The organism is Halomonas sp. RT37 (assembly GCF_040070525.1).
In the GTDB taxonomy this organism is placed as follows: domain Bacteria; phylum Pseudomonadota; class Gammaproteobacteria; order Pseudomonadales; family Halomonadaceae; genus Halomonas; species Halomonas litopenaei.
Genome location: NZ_CP098827.1, coordinates 2,400,606 through 2,422,807, shown reverse-complemented (window position 1 = coordinate 2,422,807; position 22,202 = coordinate 2,400,606). Strand labels below are relative to the sequence as shown.

23 protein-coding genes and 1 tRNA gene are annotated in these 22,202 nt (G+C 63.8%); 8 read left to right on the top strand and 16 right to left on the bottom strand.

The features are described from left to right. Positions 1-112: 112 nt before the first annotated feature. Positions 113-910: a M48 family metallopeptidase gene (locus tag NFG58_RS10255; RefSeq protein ID WP_045993710.1), complete on the top strand. Its 798-nt coding sequence runs from the start codon at positions 113-115 to the stop codon at positions 908-910. Positions 911-1,115: 205 nt separating this feature from the next. On the opposite strand, the gene NFG58_RS10250 is transcribed toward NFG58_RS10255, so the two are convergent. The 4 genes from NFG58_RS10250 to NFG58_RS10235 all read right to left on the bottom strand — a co-directional run bounded on the left by NFG58_RS10250 (position 1,116) and on the right by NFG58_RS10235 (position 5,860). After that, positions 1,116-1,313, bottom strand: coding sequence for a hypothetical protein (locus NFG58_RS10250; RefSeq protein ID WP_124804775.1), 198 nt, complete (start codon positions 1,311-1,313; stop codon positions 1,116-1,118). A 70-nt stretch (positions 1,314-1,383) separates the two neighbouring features. Next, the gene (locus tag NFG58_RS10245) at positions 1,384-3,768 is read right to left on the bottom strand and encodes an arylsulfatase (protein WP_348828095.1); all 2,385 of its coding nucleotides are present in this window, start codon (positions 3,766-3,768) and stop codon (positions 1,384-1,386) included. Positions 3,769-4,064: 296 nt separating this feature from the next. Continuing rightward, complete coding sequence (locus NFG58_RS10240) at positions 4,065-5,390, bottom strand: MFS transporter (RefSeq protein WP_348828094.1); 1,326 nt, start codon at positions 5,388-5,390, stop codon at positions 4,065-4,067. A gap of 380 nt (positions 5,391-5,770) precedes the next feature. After that, a tRNA-Ser gene (locus NFG58_RS10235) sits at positions 5,771-5,860 on the bottom strand. A 319-nt stretch (positions 5,861-6,179) separates the two neighbouring features. Between NFG58_RS10235 and NFG58_RS10230 the strand changes: the two genes are divergently transcribed. The 6 genes from NFG58_RS10230 to NFG58_RS10205 all read left to right on the top strand — a co-directional run bounded on the left by NFG58_RS10230 (position 6,180) and on the right by NFG58_RS10205 (position 9,179). Continuing rightward, positions 6,180-6,851: a Bax inhibitor-1/YccA family protein gene (locus NFG58_RS10230; protein ID WP_348828093.1), complete on the top strand. Its 672-nt coding sequence runs from the start codon at positions 6,180-6,182 to the stop codon at positions 6,849-6,851. 121 nt (positions 6,852-6,972) lie between these two features. Then, complete coding sequence (gene tusD / locus NFG58_RS10225) at positions 6,973-7,365, top strand: sulfurtransferase complex subunit TusD (protein ID WP_045991750.1); 393 nt, start codon at positions 6,973-6,975, stop codon at positions 7,363-7,365. An 81-nt stretch (positions 7,366-7,446) separates the two neighbouring features. Continuing rightward, positions 7,447-7,827, top strand: a complete 381-nt coding sequence (locus tag NFG58_RS10220; protein WP_045991751.1) for a DsrE family protein — start codon at positions 7,447-7,449, stop codon at positions 7,825-7,827. Between the two features lie 112 nt (positions 7,828-7,939). After that, on the top strand, positions 7,940-8,230 hold the full coding sequence (gene tusB, locus NFG58_RS10215; RefSeq protein ID WP_108449307.1) for a sulfurtransferase complex subunit TusB: 291 nt from the start codon (positions 7,940-7,942) through the stop codon (positions 8,228-8,230). Between the two features lie 9 nt (positions 8,231-8,239). Continuing rightward, a complete protein-coding gene (locus NFG58_RS10210; protein ID WP_108449306.1) occupies positions 8,240-8,593 on the top strand; it encodes a TusE/DsrC/DsvC family sulfur relay protein in 354 nt (117 codons plus the stop codon). 10 nt (positions 8,594-8,603) lie between these two features. Continuing rightward, positions 8,604-9,179, top strand: a complete 576-nt coding sequence (locus NFG58_RS10205; protein WP_348828092.1) for an ACP phosphodiesterase — start codon at positions 8,604-8,606, stop codon at positions 9,177-9,179. A gap of 186 nt (positions 9,180-9,365) precedes the next feature. Here NFG58_RS10205 and glp read toward each other — a convergent pair whose 3' ends face one another. The 11 genes from glp to NFG58_RS10150 form a co-directional block, all read right to left on the bottom strand. Continuing rightward, positions 9,366-10,589, bottom strand: coding sequence for a gephyrin-like molybdotransferase Glp (glp, locus tag NFG58_RS10200; protein ID WP_348828091.1), 1,224 nt, complete (start codon positions 10,587-10,589; stop codon positions 9,366-9,368). Next, a complete protein-coding gene (gene moaB, locus NFG58_RS10195; protein ID WP_045992220.1) occupies positions 10,579-11,091 on the bottom strand; it encodes a molybdenum cofactor biosynthesis protein B in 513 nt (170 codons plus the stop codon). Before moaB ends, glp begins: the two co-directional genes overlap by 11 nt. A 20-nt stretch (positions 11,092-11,111) precedes the next feature. Continuing rightward, positions 11,112-11,441 carry a DUF1244 domain-containing protein gene (locus NFG58_RS10190; protein WP_108133399.1) on the bottom strand — a complete coding sequence of 110 codons (330 nt, stop codon included), beginning with the start codon at positions 11,439-11,441 and terminating at the stop codon, positions 11,112-11,114. A gap of 149 nt (positions 11,442-11,590) precedes the next feature. Further along, positions 11,591-12,634: a formate dehydrogenase subunit gamma gene (locus tag NFG58_RS10185; protein WP_222516785.1), complete on the bottom strand. Its 1,044-nt coding sequence runs from the start codon at positions 12,632-12,634 to the stop codon at positions 11,591-11,593. Between the two features lie 9 nt (positions 12,635-12,643). Further along, complete coding sequence (fdh3B, locus tag NFG58_RS10180; RefSeq protein ID WP_045992214.1) at positions 12,644-13,267, bottom strand: formate dehydrogenase FDH3 subunit beta; 624 nt, start codon at positions 13,265-13,267, stop codon at positions 12,644-12,646. A gap of 34 nt (positions 13,268-13,301) precedes the next feature. Beyond that, positions 13,302-16,157 (bottom strand): formate dehydrogenase subunit alpha, encoded by a 2,856-nt coding sequence (locus tag NFG58_RS10175; protein ID WP_222516786.1) that lies wholly within the window; start codon positions 16,155-16,157, stop codon positions 13,302-13,304. Positions 16,158-16,175: 18 nt separating this feature from the next. Further along, positions 16,176-16,388 carry a twin-arginine translocation pathway signal gene (locus NFG58_RS10170; protein ID WP_108449424.1) on the bottom strand — a complete coding sequence of 71 codons (213 nt, stop codon included), beginning with the start codon at positions 16,386-16,388 and terminating at the stop codon, positions 16,176-16,178. A 2-nt stretch (positions 16,389-16,390) separates the two neighbouring features. Further along, positions 16,391-17,050, bottom strand: coding sequence for a molecular chaperone TorD family protein (locus tag NFG58_RS10165; protein ID WP_108449301.1), 660 nt, complete (start codon positions 17,048-17,050; stop codon positions 16,391-16,393). Next, positions 17,047-18,849, bottom strand: coding sequence for a 4Fe-4S binding protein (locus NFG58_RS10160; RefSeq protein ID WP_108449300.1), 1,803 nt, complete (start codon positions 18,847-18,849; stop codon positions 17,047-17,049). Before NFG58_RS10160 ends, NFG58_RS10165 begins: the two co-directional genes overlap by 4 nt. Positions 18,850-18,968: 119 nt before the next feature. Beyond that, positions 18,969-19,781 carry a DUF3306 domain-containing protein gene (locus NFG58_RS10155; RefSeq protein ID WP_108449299.1) on the bottom strand — a complete coding sequence of 271 codons (813 nt, stop codon included), beginning with the start codon at positions 19,779-19,781 and terminating at the stop codon, positions 18,969-18,971. Further along, entirely contained in the window at positions 19,778-20,209 is a 432-nt protein-coding gene (locus NFG58_RS10150; protein WP_045992209.1) for a DUF3305 domain-containing protein, read from the bottom strand. The genes NFG58_RS10155 and NFG58_RS10150 overlap by 4 nt, the downstream gene beginning before the upstream one ends. Positions 20,210-20,445: 236 nt before the next feature. On the opposite strand from NFG58_RS10150, the gene NFG58_RS10145 reads away from it, so the two are divergent. Then, on the top strand, positions 20,446-21,303 hold the full coding sequence (locus tag NFG58_RS10145; RefSeq protein ID WP_045992208.1) for a formate dehydrogenase accessory sulfurtransferase FdhD: 858 nt from the start codon (positions 20,446-20,448) through the stop codon (positions 21,301-21,303). A gap of 31 nt (positions 21,304-21,334) precedes the next feature. On the opposite strand, the gene NFG58_RS10140 is transcribed toward NFG58_RS10145, so the two are convergent. Further along, positions 21,335-21,967: an XRE family transcriptional regulator gene (locus tag NFG58_RS10140; protein ID WP_045992207.1), complete on the bottom strand. Its 633-nt coding sequence runs from the start codon at positions 21,965-21,967 to the stop codon at positions 21,335-21,337. Positions 21,968-22,202 lie beyond the last annotated feature (235 nt).

Here is a 22,202-nt window from a genome sequence, read left to right as displayed (position 1 = left end):
CGAATTCCAGATGCGTCTGACGTCGGCCGTAGTCAAACACCGTGACAAACGGCATCATTCAGACGATAGGGCGATGGTCGCCCAGCAGCTTTTCATGAAAAGGTCAGGCTCGATGAAACGATCCTATTTTCCCGTGGTACTGACGCTATTGCTGGCCGTCGGGCTGGGGGGCTGCGACGAGACACCCACCGGGCGTAGCCAGCTTGCCTTGGTGCCTGGCTTCGTGATGAGCGACATGGGGGGTGACGCCTTTGAGCAGATGCGAAGCCAGCTACCGCTTTCCACCGATGCCGCCATCAAGGCCGAGGTCCAATGTGTCAGCGACGCCTTGATCAAGTCCGCGCGGCTCGTCTATCCCAAGGTCGAGATGCCTGACGACTGGCAGGTGGTCGTGTTCGACAATCCCTCGCCAAATGCCTTTGCCTTGCCGGGAGGGCGCATCGGCGTGCACTCGGGGCTGTTGCAGGTCGCTCAGACGCCCGCCCAGCTGGCGGCGGTGGTCGGTCACGAGATCGCCCATGTGCTCGCCGACCATGGCAACGAACGATTGACCCAGCAACTGGGCATCAAGGCCGTGCTGCTGGTGGTAGGACTGATGAGCGAGGGCGACGTGGGTCAGGAGCCCTTGCTCCAGGCGCTGGGCATCGGCAGCCAGCTCGGTATCGCCTTGCCGTTCAGTCGTGCCCATGAGTCCGAAGCCGACGTGATGGGGCTGGCCATCATGGCGCGCGCCGGATTCGATCCCGGCGAGAGCGTCGCCCTCTGGCGCAATATGGCATCGGTTGGCGGTGATCAACCGCCGGAGATCCTGTCCACCCATCCGGGGCATCAGTCACGTATCGAAGGCTTGCGAGCCGAGATGGTGCAGGCCAAGGAGGTTTACAGAGGCGTTTCGCCCAGCCGCTGCTAGGGCTTGTGCGAAAAGTGCCTGCGCTCGGTAATACGGCGTTAAAAATCGGATCAAAATGCTCATTTACACCCCGTAAACTGCGCTGTCTCACCGATTTTTGCCTTGTCTAACCTTCGCTCGTCGACTTTTCGGACAGCGCCTAGGGCTTGTGCGAAAAGCGCCTGCGCTGGGTAATACGGCGTTAAAAATCAGATCAACAGGCGCGTCAGACGTTGGTAGGCGTTCGACCGAGCTTGTCTTCAAAGGCCAGGGCCGCGGCGGCGGCCCTGGCTTCGTCCTGTCCATCGTGGCGAGAGACCACCCGCCGTGAGGCGTTGGGAGAGGAATCCGAAAATGCCACCACCGCCCAGCGAGTGCGCTTCATCGTTCTTGTCTGATAACTCTCTACACGATAATGCTTCATGTCCATCCATCTCGGCATAGTTCACGGGTATGACCCTGATTGCCGACGTAAAGTTCGAAAGCCTCACCAATTAGAGCAGCTCGATCGTAAAGGCTTCTATCTTGCCGCCAAAGGCGAAAGGGCGTCGCTCTGCGTAGTGGCGTGAGACGGGGGAGCCCAGATCGCGGCCCACGTCGAAGGTCTCGCTGGCGCTGAAGGCCAGGGGGACCGTCGAGAGCACCTGACCTTCCGCCGCGGTCTGCCCATCCACCTCGATCGTCACCTGCGCCGCTTTACCGGGCACCGGGATCCGGGTGGTGATGACGATGTCGTGGCTGCCCGGGGCCAGGGCGGCTGTGTGAATGCGGGTATTCTCCATCAGCAGCATATTGTACTCGTAGGTCAGCCTGCCCTGATCAAGATAGACGCTGAGCCCGCCGCCGGCACCTCCGATGGCATACAGCACGCCCTCGGCATCGCCCTGGCCGGTGTCGATACGCAGGCTGGCCCGGGTGCTCTGGCGACCAACGCCGGGGGCCGAAAATTCCGGCATGCGTTGAGTTGTCTGGGTAAAGGTCCAGTGATCGTAGCGCGTCTTGACCCGGTCCTCGGGGTGGACGCGAAGCCAGTTGCCCGCACCGGTGGGGAAGGCCTTGTTGTCCTCGGCGATATCCATGAAGCGTTGTTTCATCATGGCCAGTCGCTCAGGCTGAGCGTGGGCCAGATCTCTGGCCTGGGAAAAATCGCTTCGCAGGTCGTAGAGTTCCCACACATCTTCGGCGGAATCCCAGTCGGCGATCCGCTGTGCCGCGCTCGAGGTATCCCAGGGAACCAGCGGGCCAAAGGTACCGGCAAAGTAGCCATCCAGGTAGAGCCCTCGACTGCCGTTATTGTCGAAGAACTGGTGGTGCTTGCGTCCGGGGGCATCGGCGTCGTCGAAGGTGTAGGCCAGGCTGATACCGTCCATCGGCATCTGCGGGTAGCCGTTGACGACGTCCGGCAGCGGGATGTCCAGAATGTCGTAGAGGGTCGGGGCAATATCCACCACGTGGTGGAACTGGTGACGTACCTGCTCATCCGGTGCGATATGGCCGGGCCAGGAGATGACCATGGGGTTGCGGGTCCCGCCGAAATAGGCACCGAGCAGCTTGGTGCCCTTGAAGGGAGTGCTGCCCGCCCAGGCCCAGCCGGCGTGGTACATGTTTTCGGTCTGGGGGCTGCCGAGAACATCGAGGCTGCCCATGCGATCCAGTACCTCCAGCTGCTGGGCGACACTGCTGCCGATATTGTTCTGGGCCAGCAGTTCGCTGATCGAGCCGTGCTGGCCTTCGGCACTGGAGCCATTGTCCCCGACGATGTAGATGACCAGGGTATTGTCTCTGAGCCCCATTTCCGCCATGCCCTCGAGCAGTCGCTCGACCTGGCTGTCGGTGTGCTCCACGAAGCCGGCGTAGATTTCCATCAGGCGAGTCTGGAAGTCGCGCTGGCTCTCGGGAATCTCGTCCCACCCTTGCAGGCTGTCGTCGCGTGGCGTGAGTGCTGTGCCCGGCGGAATGATGCCCATCTCGAGCTGTCGCTGGTGGGTGCGCACGCGGTAGGCATCCCAGCCATCGTCGAACTGGCCGTCGTAGCGATCGGCCCATTGCGGTGCAACGTGATGGGGGCCGTGGGCCCCACCCGGCGCCCAGTACATGAAAAACGGCTTGTCCGGATCGAAGGCCCGGTAGTCGGCGAGCCACGCGAGCGCCTGGTCGGTCAGGTCCTCGGTCAGGTGGTAGTCGGGATCGTCTTCGGGGGGCTCGACATGCAGGGTGTCCACGGTCAGGCGTGGCTCCCACTGAGACGTCTCGCCCCCCAGAAAGCCGTAGAAGTGCTCGAAACCATAGCCGGTGGGCCAGCGATCCTTGGGGCCGATCGCTGTCGTCTCGACCGCCGGGGTGTTGTGCCACTTGCCGAAGGCGGCGGTGTGGTAGCCGTACTGCTTGAGCACCTCGGCCATGGTGGCGGCATTCTTCGGAATCACGCCGGTATAGCCGTCGAAGGCCACCGCCCGTTCGGCAATGGTACCGGAGCCCACCCGGGTATGATTGCGACCGGTCAGCAGGGACGCCCGCGTGGGAGAGCAGATGGACGTGGTATGAAAGCCGGTGTACTCGATGCCTTCATCGGCCAGGCGCGACAGCGCTGGCATCCTGATTTCGCCACCGAAGACCTCGGACACCCCGAAGCCCACATCATCCAGCATGACGATCAGAACATTGGGGGCGTCTTCCGGCAGGTGGGACGGCTCGTCCGGCCACTGCATGGTGGCGTCCTGGAGGCGAGGTGGTACATCGCTCGGCATGGGGGCGGGGGCGAAGGGTAATAACGCTCCGTCCGTCTCGGGCCGACCGGTCTCGGGCTGGCTTGCCCCAACCGGGCCCGATACGGGAGAGAGCAGCACCAGGCCGGCGAGGACGCCGACCATGACTTGCATGGACCTTTGCACGGACCTCTGCATGACACACCTTCCTCGATAGCGGATTGCTGCGCATGGAAACGCTGGCTCGACGGGCGTGTCCCTGGCGACAATCGTTGCCGTGTTTCGGTAGCGACTCGTTCAGAAATCGTTGAGCGCCTATCACAGCAGGCCGAGCTATCGGCGGCGATAACACTGAGGGGAGATGACGCGACGTTATCTGGGGTGATTGACCCCGGTCAGGATTGCCGCATGGTCCTGGCAGGGGCATGACTTATGCCGGGCATACCGCTATGTCGCTGCTGCGTCTTGGGTCAGCCCCGTTCTTCTTTATGGCTGTGTTCAAGACCGGCGGTCGGCTCATCTCGTGGGTCTTCCCCGGGCAAGTATTCAGGGTCCTCCAGTGGCTCGCCCGCTTCGTTCTGAAGCTGTAGATCGTAGGCGGACTGGAGGCCTGGAGGATCCTCCACCTCTTCATCGCCCACCTGATGAATATGGCCTGGGTACAAGGGCGACAGCAGGGCAACCAGGATGCCGATTGACGCGAAAATGGCGAACCCCTCGGCATAGCTGAAGACATTGAGCAGAGCGCCGATGACCGGCGAGCCGGTGGCCTGGCCAAGCGACACGGCCATGAAAGGCAGCACCGGCCCCATCGCCAGGCGTCCGGGCAGCAGGCGAATGCCGGTCATCAGGTAAAGACCCGTCAAGCTCATGTAGGCGAGGCCAAAGACCAGAGCGGAGAATGCCGCCAGCACGGGTTGGGCGGAGCTGGCGGCAAGCAATGCCAGGCTTGCCGCCAGCATGGTCAGCATCAAGGCCTGGGTGATGGGCGGATTGTTGCGGTCGGCCAGATCCGCCACCACCGCACCGCCGAGACCGGCGATGCCGACGGCGAGCCACAGCCACCCCGTGGCGCTTGGTGACAGACCGCCAAGGGTCACCACCAGGTCCGGAGCAAAGATCCAGTAGGCGGCCGAGATGAAGCCCATCGCGTAGGAAAACAGGGTAAGCCTCACGAGCCGTGACCACGGCAGTTCACGCAATGCAGGTGGGTCGGCGGCGTTGGAAGGCGTGATGCGCGACACCGAGGGTAGGTACAGCCAGGTAGCGCACACGCCGATGACCGTCAGCAGGGCGAAGGACAGATAGGCCAGTCGCCAGGCGTCCGCCATGAACAGTACCGTTGGCACGGCGACGATCACGCCGATACTGGTTCCCGCATTCATGACCGAACTGACACGAGCATGCAGTGAGCGTCTCACCAGCGCCTGCATCCCGGCGGTGAGTGCGGGCATCATCAGGCCGGTACAGATGCCGCAGGCGAACACCCCGATGCTGAGCATGGTCGCATCGGCCGCACGGCTGATCAGTGCCAGGCCGACGATACCGAAAAGCCCGGACAGTACCGCTGCGTAGCGGGCACCAAGACGATCGGTGGCGTAAGGCGCCACCGCCGTGGACAGCAGGAAGCTGATCAGGGGAAGGGCGCCGATGATGCCGATGGCATCAGGCGTCAGCGACAGCTCATCGCGAATCTGGGGGACAAACAGGCCGAAGGCAAAACGGGCGAGTCCGTAGCTGATGGCGACCAGGGCCGCGCCGAAAACCGCAAAACCGGTGCTGGAAAGAGACCTCATGCTAGCTCCTCCGACATGCACGTTGCGCCACCTGTAGTTATCTGGCGCCTTGATGCATCGTGTCTGGTTCGTCCCTGTCGTGCTGCCTGGAGCAACAGATGCAAGCAGGGTGCACGATTTGCGGCGTTGTCGCCAATCCATCAACGACAATCGGTGACCTTTTCACGACAACCGGTGAACAGACCTTGCTGCTGGGGCTGGTGTGCAGAACCAGATGTGCAGTCACTGGTGTGAAGAACCATGGCGGGGCAGCGCCTCGAGACCGTCGAAGGATTGGCGTGCCGAAAGGCAGGGAGCTGTTGAAGGAAGAGGGAAGAGGGAAGAGGGAAAAAACGAAGAAGGGGATCAGTCTGTCGACTGATCCCCTTCTGGATTCGAGGTGGCGGAGGGACAGGGATTCGAACCCTGGAAGGGCGTTAACCCTTGCCGGTTTTCAAGACCGGTGCATTCAACCGCTCTGCCATCCCTCCGGCTCACGGCGGTGTACTTTACCAGCTTTTCTCCCCACGTCAACACTTGTGTGCGATCAATGTCTTACGCGATAGAGCGACACCCCTCCCTGATGCCTTCAAGGGAGCTGTTGCAATAGGGTGACTGCGCAAAAATTGTGCAGCTAAGCAATTTTTTGTCGCCGATAGGAAACAGTGTTCGCGCCGCCCATGGCGGGCCCATGGGCCAGTCTGATCGCTTGAATGGCGTTGAAACCCCGTCGCCAGGCGGCTTGCGTCGGGAACTTGCTGGGGGCATGCTGTGTCGAATGCATGTCAACCAACAGGGAGCTCTGGATACATGGCTTATCAAGAGTCACAGGTGAATCGTCAGACCCAGACGCAGGTCGCTGCGACGAACAAGGTTCTGCGCAACACCTACGGCTTGCTGGCGATGACACTACTGTTCTCTGCCATCACCGCAGGGGCCGCCGTGGCCTTCGGTGTACAGCAGATGAACATTCTGGTGTTCTTCATCGGCGCCTACGGCCTGATGTTCCTGGTCCACAAGACCGCCAACTCGGCCCTCGGCCTGCTGGCGACCTTTGCCTTCACTGGCTTCATGGGCTTCACCCTCGGCCCGATCCTGAGCGCCTATCTGACGCTGTCCAACGGTCCCGAGCTGATCATGACCGCACTGGGCATGACCGGCCTGACCTTCTTTGGTCTGTCGGCGGTGGCGTTGATCACTCGCAAGGACTTCAGCTTCCTGGCGAACTTCATGATGGCTGGCGCCATCGTGCTGATCCTGGCCATGGTGGCGGCGTTGATCTTCAACATTCCGTCGCTGTCGCTGATGGTATCGGCTGGCTTCGTGCTGTTCTCCTCCGCGGCGATCCTGTACCAGACCAGCGAGATCGTGCACCGTGCCGGCGAGACCAACTACATCCTCGCCACCATCACTCTCTATGTGTCGATCTACAACCTGTTCATCAGCCTGCTGTCGCTGCTGGGCGTGGTCAGCCAGGACTGATCGTCGCAAGACGTTCTGGCACAACTGTCGTACACTGTCGGGCCCGCCTTGGCGGGGCCGACGTGTTTTTGATGACCCGCTTTGTTCAACTCCCGACGTTGGCGGGAGCCAAGGGAATACCATGCGTTATGCCATCCTGCTGCTGGGTGCCCCCTACAGCCATCAGGCCGCACACAGCGCGCTGCGCTTCGCCCGTGCGGTGATCGCCCGCGGTCACCACCTGGAGGCCGTCTTCTTCTATCGCGATGGCGTTCACAACGCCGCGCGCCTGGCATCGCCGCCCCAGGACGAGCCTCATCTGGTCGACGGCTGGACCACGCTGAACCAGGAGCATGGCGTGCGTCTCGAGGTATGCATCGCCGCCGCACTGCGCCGAGGCATCGTCGACGCCGACGAGGCAGCCAGGCACGGCAAGCAAGGCCACAGTGTCCAGGCGCCGTTCGAGCTGACCGGCCTCGGGCAGCTGGTGGACCTGGGCCTCGAGTGTGACAGGCTGGTAACCTTTGGTGCCTGAACAACACCGAGCTGCTGCCGACTGCCGCCAGGCAATGGGTCCCGAGCAGGGCAACGCTGAACCGAGAAGAGTGGAAGGTCGATGATTGAGGAACCCAACGACGATTCGGGGGATCTGCTGGTGATTCTTCGTCATGGCCCCCATGGCACCAGCTACCTGAAAGAAGGTCTCGACACGGCGCTGGTGGCCGCCGCCTTCGGACGCCGGGTATCACTGTTGTTCATGGCCAGTGGCGTGGCGGCACTGGTGCCGGGGCAGGGCGCCGGTCCGCTGGGGCAGAAGGGCACCCAGCCGACGCTGGCCATGCTCGAGATGTACGACATCGACCGGCTGTTCGTGGATGGGGCAGGACTTGCCGAGTTGGGCGTGGCGCCCGAGACGCTGACGCCGGATGCCACTGTCATCGAGGGTGACGCCATTGCCGCCCTGATGGCGGAGCACGCATTGGTGCTGACCTTCTGAATCGGCGTCACAGACGACTCGAGACCGCGTCTCTGTCGGGGCTCGCTCCCGCCAGGTTTCACCCATCGACGTCAGCCACTGGACTCACCCACGACCACTACCAGGAATCGGGATGATACTGCACACCCTCAATCGTTCACCGCTGGAGTCGACGGTCTATCGGCAGGCGCTACGGGCGTTGGCAGAAGACGACAAGCTGTTATTGATCGAAGACGCCGTGCTTGGCGCTCTGCCGGCCCAGCAGGCGCTGTGGTCGTCTCTGCCCGGTCGTCTACTGGCGCTGGCCGAAGATCTCGAGGCGCGCGGCTTGAGCGAACACTGTGCCACCGGCATCGAAGTCGTCGACGTGGACGGTTTTGTCAGGCTCACCGAAGAGGCCGATAAAGTGGTCAGCTGGTACTGAGGTAACACGATGGCAAGCACTGAAACTGCACGAACCCTGGAACTCGGCCAGGCCTCCGTCCCCCTGGACCCGGAAGGCTATCTGATCAATCTCGATGACTGGAGTCCCGCCGTCGCCGAGGCGCTGGCGGCGGAAGAGGGCATCACCCTCGGCGACGAACACTGGCAGGTGATCGACGTCCTGCGAGACTTCTATGCGCGCTTCGAGCAGGCTCCGGCCATGCGCCCGCTGGTCAAGGCGGTGGGCCAGGCGCTGGGCAAGGACAAGGGGAGCTCGCTGTACCTGATGAAGCTGTTCCCCGGCAGTCCCCCCAAGCTGGGCGCCCGTTTGGCGGGCCTGCCCAAACCAACCAACTGCCTGTAGACGTGCGGCGTTGAACTTTCTCGCCCACGCCTGGCTCGCGCGTGCCGGTAACGACGACTTTCTGCTCGGCAACCTGATCGCCGACGGCGTCAAGGGGCGCGATCTCGGCCAGTGGCCCGAAGGCGTCGCAGCAGGCATACATCATCACCGGCGGGTGGACGCCTTCGTCGATCGCCATCCCTCGGTACTTGCTGCTCGACGTCGGGCACCTGCGGCGAGTCGTCGTGTGGCCGGTATTGCCCTGGATCTGATGTGGGACCACTTTCTCGCTCGGGATCTGGCTACCAGCGACCCGCACGAGCGCGAGGTCGTGATCGAGCGATGCTATCGACTGTTCGAGTACCACGGCGCACCGCAGCGGCTGGCCACCATGGTGCCGGTACTGGTGCGTGAGGACTGGCTGCGCCGCTACGCCAGCCTCGGCTTCACCTGCCGTGCCATCGCCGGCATTGGCTCACGCCTGTCCGGGCCCAACCGACTGGCCGAACTGGTACCGCATCTGCGCGATGACTATCGTCAACTGGACGACGACTTTGCGACCCTGTGGCGCGATACCCGCGCGGAACTCGAGACCTCGGGTTCCTAGGGCTTGTCTGAAAAGTGCCTGCGCTCGGTAATACGGCGTTAAAAATCGGCTGGTGCGCTAGCCCGGTCAACATGCTCATTTACACCCCGTAAACTGTGCTGTCTCACCGATTTTTGCCTTGTCTAACCTTCGCTCGTCGACTTTTCGGACCGCGCCTAGCGACTACCGCGCTGCTTCAGCGGACCGCTACCAGGTCCGCAGCCACAGGCATTCCACCTTGTCGCCCGGCGCTATCTCGCAATGGGGCGGGATCACCGCCAGGGCGTCGGCATCAATGCAGGATGACAGTACCCCGGAATTCTGGTCGGAAAACGCCAGGGCGCTGACGCCCTGTGGGCCGAAGACGAGGCGCACCCGCATGTAGTGCTGGCGCGGACCGGTGGAGGTGGCAAAGTCGCTGCGGGCCCATAGCCGCGGTAGCTCCGCCATGGACTCACAGCCCTGCAGGGCACCCAGCAGCGGGCGCAAGAATAGCCAGGCACCGACATAGCTGGACACCGGATTGCCGGGCAAGCCGACAAACCGCACCGGCGTGCCGCCAGGACCTTCCATCTGGCCCAGGGCCAGCGGCTTGCCGGGACGAATGGCCAGGCGCCACAGGTTCAGCGTGCCCAGTGACTCCAGCGCCGCCTTGACGTGATCTTCCTCACCGACGCTGACGCCGCCGGTGGAGACCACCAGGTCCGCTACCTCGGCGGCCTCCTTCAGACAGGCGCGGGTACCCTCCGGGCTATCCGGTACGCTGCGCGTGAGCACTATTTCGGCGCCGAAGCGCTCCAGCAGGCTCTTGAGCATGGGGCGGTTGGAGTTGTAGATCTGGCCAGGTGCCAGGGGCTTGCCCGGATCGATGATCTCGTCGCCGGTGGACAGCAAGGCCACCCTGGGTCGGCGGTGGACGTCCACTTCGACGATACCCTGGCCTGCCAGGTGGCCAAGTGCGGCGGCGTCCAGCCGAGTGCCGGCGTCCAGCAGCGGGGCGCCTGCGCGTACGTCGCGGCCCCGCCGGCGCACGTTGTCGCCCGCCGGGATGTCGGCGGGAATGACGGCCTCATCACCCTCGCGCTGGACCTTCTCCTGCATCACCACACAGTCGGCGCCTTCGGGCAGCTGGCCACCGGTAAAGATGCGGGCACAGCGGCCGCGCTCCAGTCGCTCGCCCGGGGCCCCGGCGGCCACTCGCAGGGCCACCGGCAGGCGTTGTCCGGCGTCTTCATGGTGCAGGGCGTAACCGTCCATGGCGCTATTGTCGAACGGCGGTACATCCAGGGCCGCCACGACTGGGGCTGCCAGCACACGGCCTTCGGCCTGTTCGCAGGGCTGGCGCTCCACCGGCAGCGGCGCGACGCCATCGAGCAGGGTGGCCAGGGCGTCCTCCATGGGCGCCAGTGACGCTGCGTGGCTAGACGTCATGCTGCCCCCGCTCCGGTATCACCAGATTGGCGAAGTTGCAGGGCCGGTGACGGCTGTCGAGCTGCTCGGCAAGGATGCCGTCCCAGGCGGTGCGGCAAGCGCCGGTGGAGCCCGGCAGGCAGAACACCACGGTGTGATTGGCCATGCCTCCCAGGCAGCGGCTTTGCACGGTGGAGCTGCCGATTTCCTGATAGGACAGCTGGCGGAACAGCTCGCCGAAGCCCTCGATGCGCTTGTCGAGCAGGGCCGATACCGCCTCCGGGGTGGAATCCCGTCCGGTGAAGCCGGTACCGCCGGTGGTCAGGATCACCTGCACTTCGGGGTCGGCGATCCAGCCTGACACCACCGCGCGGATACGATAGATGTCGTCGATTACGATCTGCTTGTCGGCGAGCTGGTGGCCGGCGTCCTCGAGTCGCTGCACCAGCGCCTGACCGCTGCGATCGGTGTCTTCGGTGCGGGTGTCGGAGACGGTCAGCACCGCCACCTTCAACCCGATCATGGTGTCCTGACTCACTGGCGTCACTCCTTGTCACCGGTACGCTGCTGCTTGGCCTGCTGGCGAGCCTCGAAGGCCGCCATCTGTTCGGGGGTGGCCTTGGCCTGATACATGTCCTTCCATTCGCTGTAGGGCATGCCGTAGACGTGTTCACGGGCGCTTTCGTAGTCGAGCGTCTCACCGCGCTCTTCGGCGGCGGCGACCAGCCACTTGGACAGGCAGTTGCGGCAGAAGTCCGCCAGAATCATCAAATCGATGTTCTGCACATCCTTGTTGTCGTCAAGGTGGCGAAGCAGGCGGCGGAAGGCGGCCGCCTCGAGTTCGGTGCGAGTGGCCTCATCGAGGTGCTGCATGGGGGACTCCAGTAACAGAAAACGATCAGTCGGGCGACTGTCCCACGATGGTAACGCAAGACCGTCACAAGAACAGCGGCAAAAGAATGCCGCCCCGAGTGAGCCCGGGGCGGCGAGAGGGATAGCGCTCACCGTGGGTGGGGCTGCGCTCAGGAAGGGCTGGGAGATTCCGGTTTGGTATCGTCGGTGGCCTCCACGTCAGCCGGCGCCTCGGCCTGATCCTTGACCTCTTCGTACCACAGGTTGTGGTGCTGCTTGGCCCAGCTTTCGTCGACGTAGCCGGTGGTCATGCCCTCGAGCGCACCCTCGGTCCCCAGGGTGCCGATATAGATGTGACCGAAGGAGACGGCGGTAAGCGCGAGGGCACCCACCGCATGGATGATGTTGGCCCACTGCATGGTGTCCCGGCTCTGGTCGAAGTTCGGGAAATCCAGTACCAGGCCACTGACGAAGACAACCATGCCGGCCGTGGCCAACAGCCAGAACCAGGCCTTCTCGCCTCCGTTGGCAAAGCCGGCGTCTGGATGCTTGTCGCCGACCATGCCGCCGCCTTGCTTGAACCACTCGATATCGTGGGCCTTGATCCAGTTGTGCTTGAGAAAGCGCAACAGCACGAAGATCAGCAGCAGACCGAAGAACGGACCGATGTAGTTGTGCAGGAACTTTGTGCCGCTGATCATCGCAGCCCAGAAGGCGTCGCCAAACACTGGCTTGAACACGAACTTGCCGTAGAGAATGTTGAGGCCCGTCAGCGCCAGGATGATGAACAGCGTCGCCAGGGTCCAGTGCAGCGCCCGGCTGAGTACCGACCAGCGCAACAGCTTACGCCCGGTGCGTGGCTCCTCGAGGCGGCTGCGACCGACGATCAGATAGAAGATGGTGATCATCGCCAGCATGCCGCCCACGGCGATCAGCCCGAAGGGCGAGACCCACTTGTTGCGCCATTGGCGCCAGCTCTCGCCGCTCTGGTTGATCAGGCTGTAGGTCGAATCGTGGCGGGTATCGATAAAGGACTCGCCATCCTTCACCTGGCGCCAGGTATCGGCGTCGGCGCTGGGTACGGCGGTGGCGATCTCGGCATTGGGGTCGGCACCCATGGCGGGAGCGGCGCAGGCCAGCAACAACAGCAGCAGTGCTGGCAGCACCAGCCCCAGGGCTCCACCCGGTCGAGGCAAGGCATCACGAAGGTTCATGGGGCCTCCTCACTGGTTACGTGTGGCGTCGTAGGCCATGGCGTCGATCGCCGAGGGCGAGCCATTGCCGATATCCGACCAGGCGCCATCCTTGTGACCACGGCGCACCACCCGCTCGCGGAAGATGTCGGCAACGGTCTGGGCATCGCCTGCCAGCAGCGCCTTGGTCGAGCACATTTCGGCGCACAGCGGCAGCTTGCCCTCGGCGATGCGGTTGGCGCCGTATTTCTCGTACTCTTCTTCGGGGCTGTCGGCGGGGCCGCCGGCACAGAAGGTGCACTTGTCCATCTTGCCGCGCTCGCCGAAGGCGTCCTGCTGGGGAAACTGCGGCGCGCCGAAGGGGCAGGCGTACAGGCAGTAACCGCAGCCGATGCACAGATCCTTGTCGTGCAGCACGATGCCGTCGTCTGTCTTGTAGAAGCAGTCGGTGGGGCAGACCGCCATGCAGGGTGCGTCATCGCAGTGCATGCAGGCCACCGAGATGGACACCTCGGACGGCTCGCCGTCGTTCAGGGTGACCACCCGGCGGCGCTGGATGCCCCACTCGACCTCGTTGGCGTTCTTGCAGGCGGTGACGCAACCATTGCACTCGATGCAGCGCTCGGCGTCACACATGAATTTCATCTGGGCCATGTCGAAACTCCTGTTGGTTCGGTGACGTCGGTGTCTAGCTGGCGAGTTCGATGCGACACAGGGTGCACTTGGTTTCCTGCATCTGGGTCACCGAGTCGTAGCCGTAGGTGGTGGCGGTGTTGACCGCCTCACCGATCACGTAGGGCGTGGTGCCATCCGGATAGCGGTCGGCCAGGCTTTCGCCCTGGAACATGCCGCCGAAGTGGAAGGGCATGAACACCACTTCCCGCGCTACCCGAGGCGTCACCATGGCCTTGACCTTGATACGGCCGCCTTCGGCGCCTTCCACCCACACCATGTTGCCGTCCTTGACCCCCAGGTCGTTGGCCAGGGCAGGGTTGATCTCGACGAACATCTCCTGCTGCAGCTCGGCCAGCCATGACATGGAGCGCGTTTCCTCGCCGCCGCCTTCGTACTCGACCAGGCGGCCAGAAGTCATGATGATCGGGTACTTCTTGCTGGCATCATTCTGCTGAATGCTCTGGTACAGCGTCGGCAGGCGGTAGTGCGAGGCGACGTCATCCCAGGTGGGGTAGTCCTCGACCAGATCCCGGCGTGAGGTATAGAGCGGCTCGCGGTGCTTGGGAATCGGGTCGGGGAAGGTCCAGACGTTGCAGCGCGCCTTGGCGTTGCCGAAAGGTGAGCATTCATGGGCGATGGCAACGCGCTGGATGCCGCCGGACAGGTCGGTCTTCCAGTTCTTGCCTTCCGCCGCGGCCTTTTCTTCGTCGGTCAGCTCATCCCACCAGCCCAGGTCCTTGAGCATCTGGGCGCTGAACTCGGGGTAGCCGTCCTCGAGATCGGAACCGGCGCTGAACGAGTTGTCGGCGAGAATCGGGGTGCCTTCGTGCTCGATGCCAAAACGCGCACGGAAGGTCAGGCCGCCCTGGGACACCGGTTTGCTGGTGTCGTACAGAATGGGGGTGCCGGGGTGATTGAGCTCTGCGGTACCCCAGCAGGGCCATGGCAGGCCGTAGTAATCGCCGTCGGCCGGGCCGCCTTCGGCACGCAGATCGCGGAAGCTGAAGGTATGCCAGTTCTGCTGGTGGGTCTTGAGCCGCTCGGGGCTCTGCCCGGTGTAACCTACGGTCCACATGCCGCGGTTGAACTCCCGGGTAATGTCCTCGATCAGCGGCTCCTCGCCGTTGATCTGAATGTTCTTGAACAGCTCGTCGGCAAATCCGAGGCGCTGGCTCAGCAGGTACATGATGCTGTGGTCGGGCTTGGCCTCGAAGGCCGGCTCCACCACCCGGTCACGCCACTGCAGAGAGCGGTTGGTGGCGGTGACGCTGCCGTAGGTCTCGAACTGGGTGGCCGCCGGCAGAAGATAGACGCCATCGCTGCGATCGTGCATGACCCCGGCGACGGTGGGATAGGGGTCGACGATGACCATCATCTCGAGCTTCTGCATCGCTTTCTGCATTTCGGTGCCGCGGGTCTGGGAGTTGACCGCGTGACCCCAGTAGAACATCGCCTTCAGGCTGGTGCGCTGGGAGATGTCCTGGTCTTGCTCGAGGACGCCATCGATCCAGCGCGATACCGTGATGCCGCTGGAGTGCATGGGGTAGCCGTCGGCGTACTCGGTCTGATCGAAGCGGCTCTTGAGCCATTCGTAATCGAGGTCCCAGATCTGCGCCCAGTGCTTCCAGGCGGCTTCCGACAGACCGTAATAGCCGGGTAGCGAATGAGACATCAGGCCGAGATCGGTCGCCCCCTGGACATTGTCGTGCCCCCGGAAGATGTTGGCGCCGCCGCCTGACTTGCCGATATTGCCCAGCGCCAGTTCGAGGATGCAGTAGGCCCGGGTGTTGTTGTTGCCGGTGGTGTGCTGGGTGCCGCCCATGCACCAGACGATGCAGCCGGGACGGTTTTCTGCCAGCCGCCTGGCGGTATCGTACATGGCGGCTTCCGGCACCCCGGTGATGCGCTCCACTTCACTCGGCGGGAAGTTGGCAACCTCGTTGCGGACCTCGTCCATGGCGTAGACGCGCTGGTCGATGTACTGCTGGTCTTCCCAGCCGTTCTCGAAGATGTGCCAGAGCAGGCCCCAGATGAAGGCCACGTCGGAACCCGGCCGGATCCGCACGTAGTGGTCGGCCTTGGCCGCCGTGCGGGTGAAGCGCGGATCGACGACGATGATTTCGGCCTGGCTGCGCTCCTTGGCCAGCAGGATGTGCTGCATCGCCACCGGGTGCGCTTCGCTGGGGTTGGAGCCGATGAACATGATCGAGCGGCTGTTCTGGAGGTCGTTGAGCGAGTTAGTCATCGCTCCGTAGCCCCAGGTATTGGCGACGCCCGCCACGGTGGTGGAGTGGCAGATGCGCGCCTGGTGGTCGGTATTGTTGGTACCGGCCAGCGCCGCGAACTTGCGCATCAGGTAGGCCTGTTCGTTGCTGAACTTGGCCGAGCCGAGCCAGTAGACACTGTCCGGGCCATGCTGCTCGGTCAGTTCCAGCACCTTGGCACCGATTTCGTCGATGGCCTGGTCCCAGGACAGACGTTGCCACTCGCCCCCGACCAGCTTCATCGGGTACTTGAGGCGGCGGGTGGAGTGACCGTGCTGGCGTAGTGAAGCGCCCTTGGCGCAGTGGGCACCGCGATTGATCGGGTGATCGAAGGCCGGTTCCTGGTGAGTCCAGACCCCTTCCTGGACCTCGGCGTAGACGCCACAGCCCACCGAACAGTGGGAGCAGATGGTGCGGCGGGTTTCCACCGGAGCATCGCTGTAGGGCGTCTTCTCGACCGCCTCGGCGCGTTGCATCATCGGTGAGCCGAACAGTCCAAGACCGGCGACACCGCTGGTCGCCGCGCCACTGCGCTTGAGGAACTGGCGCCGGGAAATGCCGAGACCGGAGACCTTGGGTGTGGTGGAGGTACGTGTCAGTCGCATGGCAGGCTCTCCTTGTTGTCAGTCGCGCAGGGATGCGTAGAAGGCACGTACGTGTTCTGTCTCGCGGTAACCGGCGCTGTCATCGGGTTTCTCGGTGGCGGTCGTGGCGCTGTCATCGCGCGCCACAGCAACCGAGGCCTGGCCGACCACCACCGCGGCACCGGCGGCCACGGTGCCGCCCCCCAGGGCCTTGAGAAGACGACGGCGTTGAGTGTTGGGCGTTGTGCTCATGCTCATTCTCCTGCTCCAAGGGCCTGGCCTCGGTCCTCGTGGACGCTGGTGCCGGGCACAGGGGTTCCAAGGGTAGTGTTGTCGATCAGGATGGCGCTCTCGCGCTGGAAAAACAGCGTCGCCAGTTCACCCAGCGCCGCATAGAAGGGGGTGTCGACCCGGGCAAGATCGTGCATGCAGCGGTTGGCCCAGGGTGCCAGGTGGCGATGGAAGAAGCTGCCGGCTCGCTGATCGTTCTGGCCGATCAGCATCGCCATGACCTCGCACATTGCCGCCAGATGATCTTCCGGCTCCGAGACGTCGGCAGAGCGCTGGATGCCCAGCGTCTTGAGATCCCGGCGCAGTGCGACCAGTGATGCTTCCATCAGGCCGCCTTCGCGGTAGTAGGAGGCGTAGGGCAGCACGTCGCCCTGGATGACCCCGATCAGATGACGAAAGTGGGCACGCTCCAGGCGTTCGACGTCGCTGTCGGCAGCAGCGGTGGCCAGCCGACTCCAGGCCTGGCTCAAACGAATGTCGTCCGGCTCTCCCTCGAGGCCGGCAAGCCACTGGCGAAGGGCTTCGCTGGGGGGCTCGCGCAGCAGTGCCGCCAGCAGGGCGTAGATGTCGGCCCTCAGATCGGCTTCTTCGGTGCGGGAGTCAGGAATGTCGTGCGTGGTCATAGCTTGAGCTGGGCCTCCGGATTGGTCGCCATCTCGTGCCATACGTCCTTGACCCGGCAGTCCTGACACATTTCCAGCCGACGTGCCTGGTCACCACTGAAGTACGCATGGTTGGCCAGTTTCTGCTGGATGGCGGCGATGGTGCGGGCGTTGGCGAAGGCGCTGCCACAGACGATGCAGTGAAAGGGTGCGTCTTCGTGGCACACTCGCCACTGGCTGCGTTCCGCGCTGGCGAGGAAGCCGGGAGACAGGCGGATGGCGGATTCTGGACAGCTCTTGCTGCACAGGCCGCACTGGACGCAGTCTGCTTCGCGAAAGTCGAGGCGCGGGGTGTCACCTCCGGCGCCGAGCGCGCCGGTCGGGCAGCTGGCAACACAGCCCATGCACAGAGTGCAGGCATCGGCATTGACCTCGATGCCCCCGAATGGGCTGCCCGGAGGCATCGGGTGCCGCTCGCCGTCCACATGGCCAGTGGTGGCCAGATGGTCCAGTACCAGGGTGAGACGCTCGCGCTTGCCCGGCGCTTCTGCGCCATCTGTTGCCCCTGTATTGCCGGTTCGCCCGCCGGCCATTTGTACCGTGGCCGACGGGGTGTCCTTGTCGCTCCCGAACGCTTGAGCCTGTTCCAGGGAGCGCAGCTGGGGCGTCAGACCCGCATGGCGAGGCAGGGCGAGCGAGCTTTCCTGCTCCTCGTCGCTGAACCACTGCAGTCGGCCGGGATCATGCCCCAGCGCCTCGAGGATCGCTCTGCCCTGGGCCAGCTGATCCTCCAGGTGAGCGACCAGCCTGTCCGGCATGTCGGAGTAGGCCTGGATGCGCACTTCGCAGGCGCCGGCGGCAATGGCCGACAGCCAATGGTCGACGCCGGCAGAACCCAGATCTTCCAGCGCCACATCGATGACGTGGCCGGCCGCGTCGGGTTGCAGGTGCTGGGCGTGATCGGCCTGAACGAAGCGCAGCACCGCCGACTGGCCGCCGGCGGCGTGGTAGTGGTCGAGCCAGGCGAGCAGGGTGTCCTGCTGACGCAGGCTATGCGGTTGGCGGAATTCGATGGCCCCGGTGGGGCAGGCGCTGGTACAGCTACCGACCCCCTGACACAGGTAGGGATCGATCTCGATGCGGGCATCGATGCGTCCGGGGACGCTCTTGATGGCGTCGGCGGGACACACTTCCAGACAGCGGGTACAGCCACCGAAGCCACGAGTGGAGTGGGCGCAGCGATCGGCGTGGACCTCGAAGTAGCGGGGCTTTTCGAATTCACCGATATAGTCGCCGAGGCCGTCGATCAGTGTCGTGCGCGCTTCACCGGCGACCGGGGCATGAAAATAGCCGGGAGGTGGCAGTTCCAGGGGCAGGCGCGGTGTCGGTGTCAGATCCAGCACCAGGTCATGGTGTTCTCGGCCCAGCAGTGCCCGGGCAAGCTCGATGGGGCCCTCATGGCCGTCGAGCCAGGCGCTGAAGTGGCCAAGGTAGCCTTCCAGGTGCAGCCGTCCGAGTTGGGAGGCGAGTAGCGGCTGGAGCTGCACATCGGCAGCCTCGGCACGCTGCAACAGAGCATCATCCGGCACATCGGTCACCACCAGCGTGATACTGGCAAGCCCTTGTTCAAGCCCTCGTGCACGCTCCAGCACTTCCAGCAGGGACGCGCTGTCGCCAATCGCCAGTAGATGGCCATGGCTTTGGTAACCCACCGTTGCTGCGACGAGATTGAGCGGCCAGGAGACGGCGCCAAGGGCTCGCTCACGGGCCTGCCGGTTGACCTCGGTGTCCACCGGCACGGTTGCGATTTTCTGGTTCATGCTGACTCACGGTCGAAAACTTTGTGTTCGTTATGATTTTTTTCTTATGTGTCATCCCCAAGTGTGAGCGCTCTACATCAAATGCGCCAACACTCCTTGGTCGAAGGCGGTAAGCACCGCTATGACGAGGTGGGACCAGGCCCCTCGGGATCTTCCTCGCTGGCAGCCAGCGCCCGGCCAGCGGCTGGCGCTGCACGGCCTGCCTTGGCGGATGCGGAGGTGTGGCTGACACCTCGTTCGCCAGCTTGTGTCATGGCCTCCGACGTTGTGGCGTTGGCTTGCGACTGTGACTGTGACGGTGATGGCGTCGTGGTGGTATCGGCGACGTCCTCGTCGCTAGCGCCGTCTCCCTGATCGCTGTGCCCTGGCGGGGTGTCTGGCAGGGCGTCTGGCGGGGTGTCTGAAAGAGCGTCTGGCGTTTCGCCCGCTGAGTCGGCGACGCTATCTTCCGCGGTCTCCTCGTCATCGACGTTATCCCACCACCGGCGCAGGCGCTGGGCGGTCTCGCTGGGCAAGGGGGTCAGCTTGGCGCGAAAGTCATCATCATAGTCATCCAGCCCGTCGCGCAGGTTGTAGCGTTCACCGCGAAACAGCTGGCGCAGGGCGCGTTTCTTGAGCGCCCGGTCCACGCCCGAGGCGAGGTATGCCCGAATATCGCTGCCGGGCGCCAGCGACTCGGGAGGCGGTAGCTCGACGTCCGCATCAGAGGTCGCGTCCGCGGGTGGTGCGCCGTCGTGCGCATCGTGCTCGGGCGCGGCAGCGGTATCGACCTCGGAGTGGCACGGTTCGGCATCGCTGCTGGCAATTGGGGCGGCGGGGGCTCGCTGCGTGTCGAGAGCACCATCACTGGCGGCGGTGGCGTCAGGGGGGGCGCCGTCGACAACCGACGGGTCCTTGAGCTTTCTGCGGGACCACTGTGACAGGCGACTCATGGGGTGTTCTCCCTGGCACGTCCGGCACCCTTGCGCTTTTTCTTGCGTCCCTCGATCGGCGCCTCGCCATGGGCCACCAGATAGGCCTCTATCCAGGCCTGGATCGCCAGTGGCATCTCTGTGGCGAGCACTCGGTGTTCTCCGTCCATCCAATTGGCCGCGACGTCCTGGCTGGCGGTGATGGCATCGATGTGGGGCTCTCCGTCGCTGTGTCCGGCGCGGATAAACAGACGTGGGGCAGCGGCCTGAAGGTTGAACCGATAAGCCGCCCGCTCGGTCAGGCTGAGCACCAGCGTCACGACGCTGGGCCCCTGATCGCCAGGCTCCAGACGCTCGACTGCCCAGCTGCGCTGGCGAAAGCCCTTGATTACCTTGTCCTGTGGCGTGATCGTCACACTGAGTGGCCGGCGATTGGCTAGCCTCGTCATGGCGTAATGTCCTTGGCAATGGCAGGATGCGGTCAGTCATGCCGTCGAACCTGATCCGTGGTTCCGACTGCTTTTATCGGCCGACTCGTGTCAGCAAGTAGTATTAGCAAAGCAGTTTCCGCATCACGCCGTCAATTCGACGTTATCCGGCCACCTCAGCGCTTATTGTCCGATGGGAAGGTCTATCGGAAAGGTTTGTAGGGAATGTTTATCGGGAACGTTTATCGGGGATCGAGATGTCGACCATACAACGTAGTCACGCCCTGTTGCCGCCCACCATCGAGATCGACGTCGTCGATGAGTTCGGCGAGTCGCACCGTCAGGCTATCGCCGCGGAGCGCTCGCTGACGGTGTACCTCAACCGGCGGGAGATCGTCACCCTGATGTCGCTGGGAGCGGACCCGGAGGCGTTGGTGGTGGGCTATTTGCGCAATCAGGGGTTGATTACGCAGCGCGAAGACCTCGAGGCGGTGATGGTCGACTGGGAAGTCGAGGCTGCGGCGGTGGTCACTCGCCATTCGCCGGAGGATCTGGAGCAACGGCTAGGCCAGCGCACCGTTACCACCGGCTGCGGTCAGGGCACGGTATTCGGCCGCCTGCTCGATGCGGTGCCACAGACCCGGCTGTCCCAGGCCAGGGTGAGTCAGTCGGTGATCTATCGGCTGCTCGACAACCTGGGAGACTACAACGAGACCTACCGCAGCGCGGGGGCTGTCCATGGCTGTGCGTTATGTCGCCAGACCGAGGTGCTCGACTTTGTTGAAGACGTGGGCCGGCATAATGCGGTGGACACCCTGGCTGGCCGAGAGTGGCTCGACGACCTGCCGCTCGGCCAGGCGGACATCTTCTATACCACCGGACGGCTGACGTCTGAGATGGTGCTCAAGGTGGCCCAGATGGGTATCTCGGTGCTGGTGTCGCGCTCAGGCGTTACCCAGAAGGGCGTGGAGCTGGCCCGGCGCTTCGGCGTGCTGCTGATCGCTCGGGCCAAGGGGCGCAGGCTCCAGATTGTCCATGGGCGCGAGCGCTTCGACTTCGACGCACAGCCGGCCCGGCGTCCCGGAGATATCAAGCGCCGGCAGACGAAAGACTAGGCGCCATCGGGGGCTTCCCAGACGTTGTCGCTCAGGTGTTCTCGCGACGGGTACAGACCGACAGTACGGTGGCGTCCTCTTCACTCACCGAAACCAGCGCGTGACCCATGTCGCTGTCGAAGTAGATACTGTCGCCTGCAACCAGGCGCAGCGGCTCGTAGAATTCCGAGTACAGCAGAATCTCGCCGTCCAGCACCATCAGGAATTCCTCGCCATCATGGCGCACCCACTCGGAAAATTCCTCGAAGTGTCTGGCGCGCACGATGGTCTTGAACGGGATCATGCGCTTTTGCGCCAGCTCACAGCTGAGCAGCTCGTGTTCGTAGGTTGGGGTAGGGTGGCGCTGGCCTTCGCCGCGGCGCGTCATGTCTCGCCTGCCCATGGTGCGGGTCTGCTGCCTGGGCGGTGACAGCAGTTGGGGCAGGTCGATGTCGAGGCCGCCGATCAGCTTCTGAACGGCGGTAAAGGTCGGCGAGATCTGATCGTTCTCGATCTTCGACAGGGTCGAGCGCGCGAGACCGGTCTTCTGGCTGACGTCCTCCAGGGTCCACTGGTTGGCCAGACGAATCTCCTTGAGTCGCTCCCCCAGACGAAGGGGTTCGACGAAGGCCTTGCGGCCGGAGGCGATCTTGAGTGCCGCCTCCTGATCGGTGTGTTGCGCCATGTCGTGTTCACAATAGGAAACCAGGTTTCCTCTAGGCTACCACAGCGTCGCCACTCCCTGCCTGTGTCTCGGCGGGCATTCGACCCGGGTTTTCTATCTGGACTATCTGCCCCGGCCTGCTACTGGAGTTTGCTGACAGCCTGGCAGCTGAGTCCACCATGAGGCGGTTCGGCGCGTCGATATTTCCCGGACATGTTTCCCGGTATCGGGAAACACAGGCCGATGGCAGGGGCAG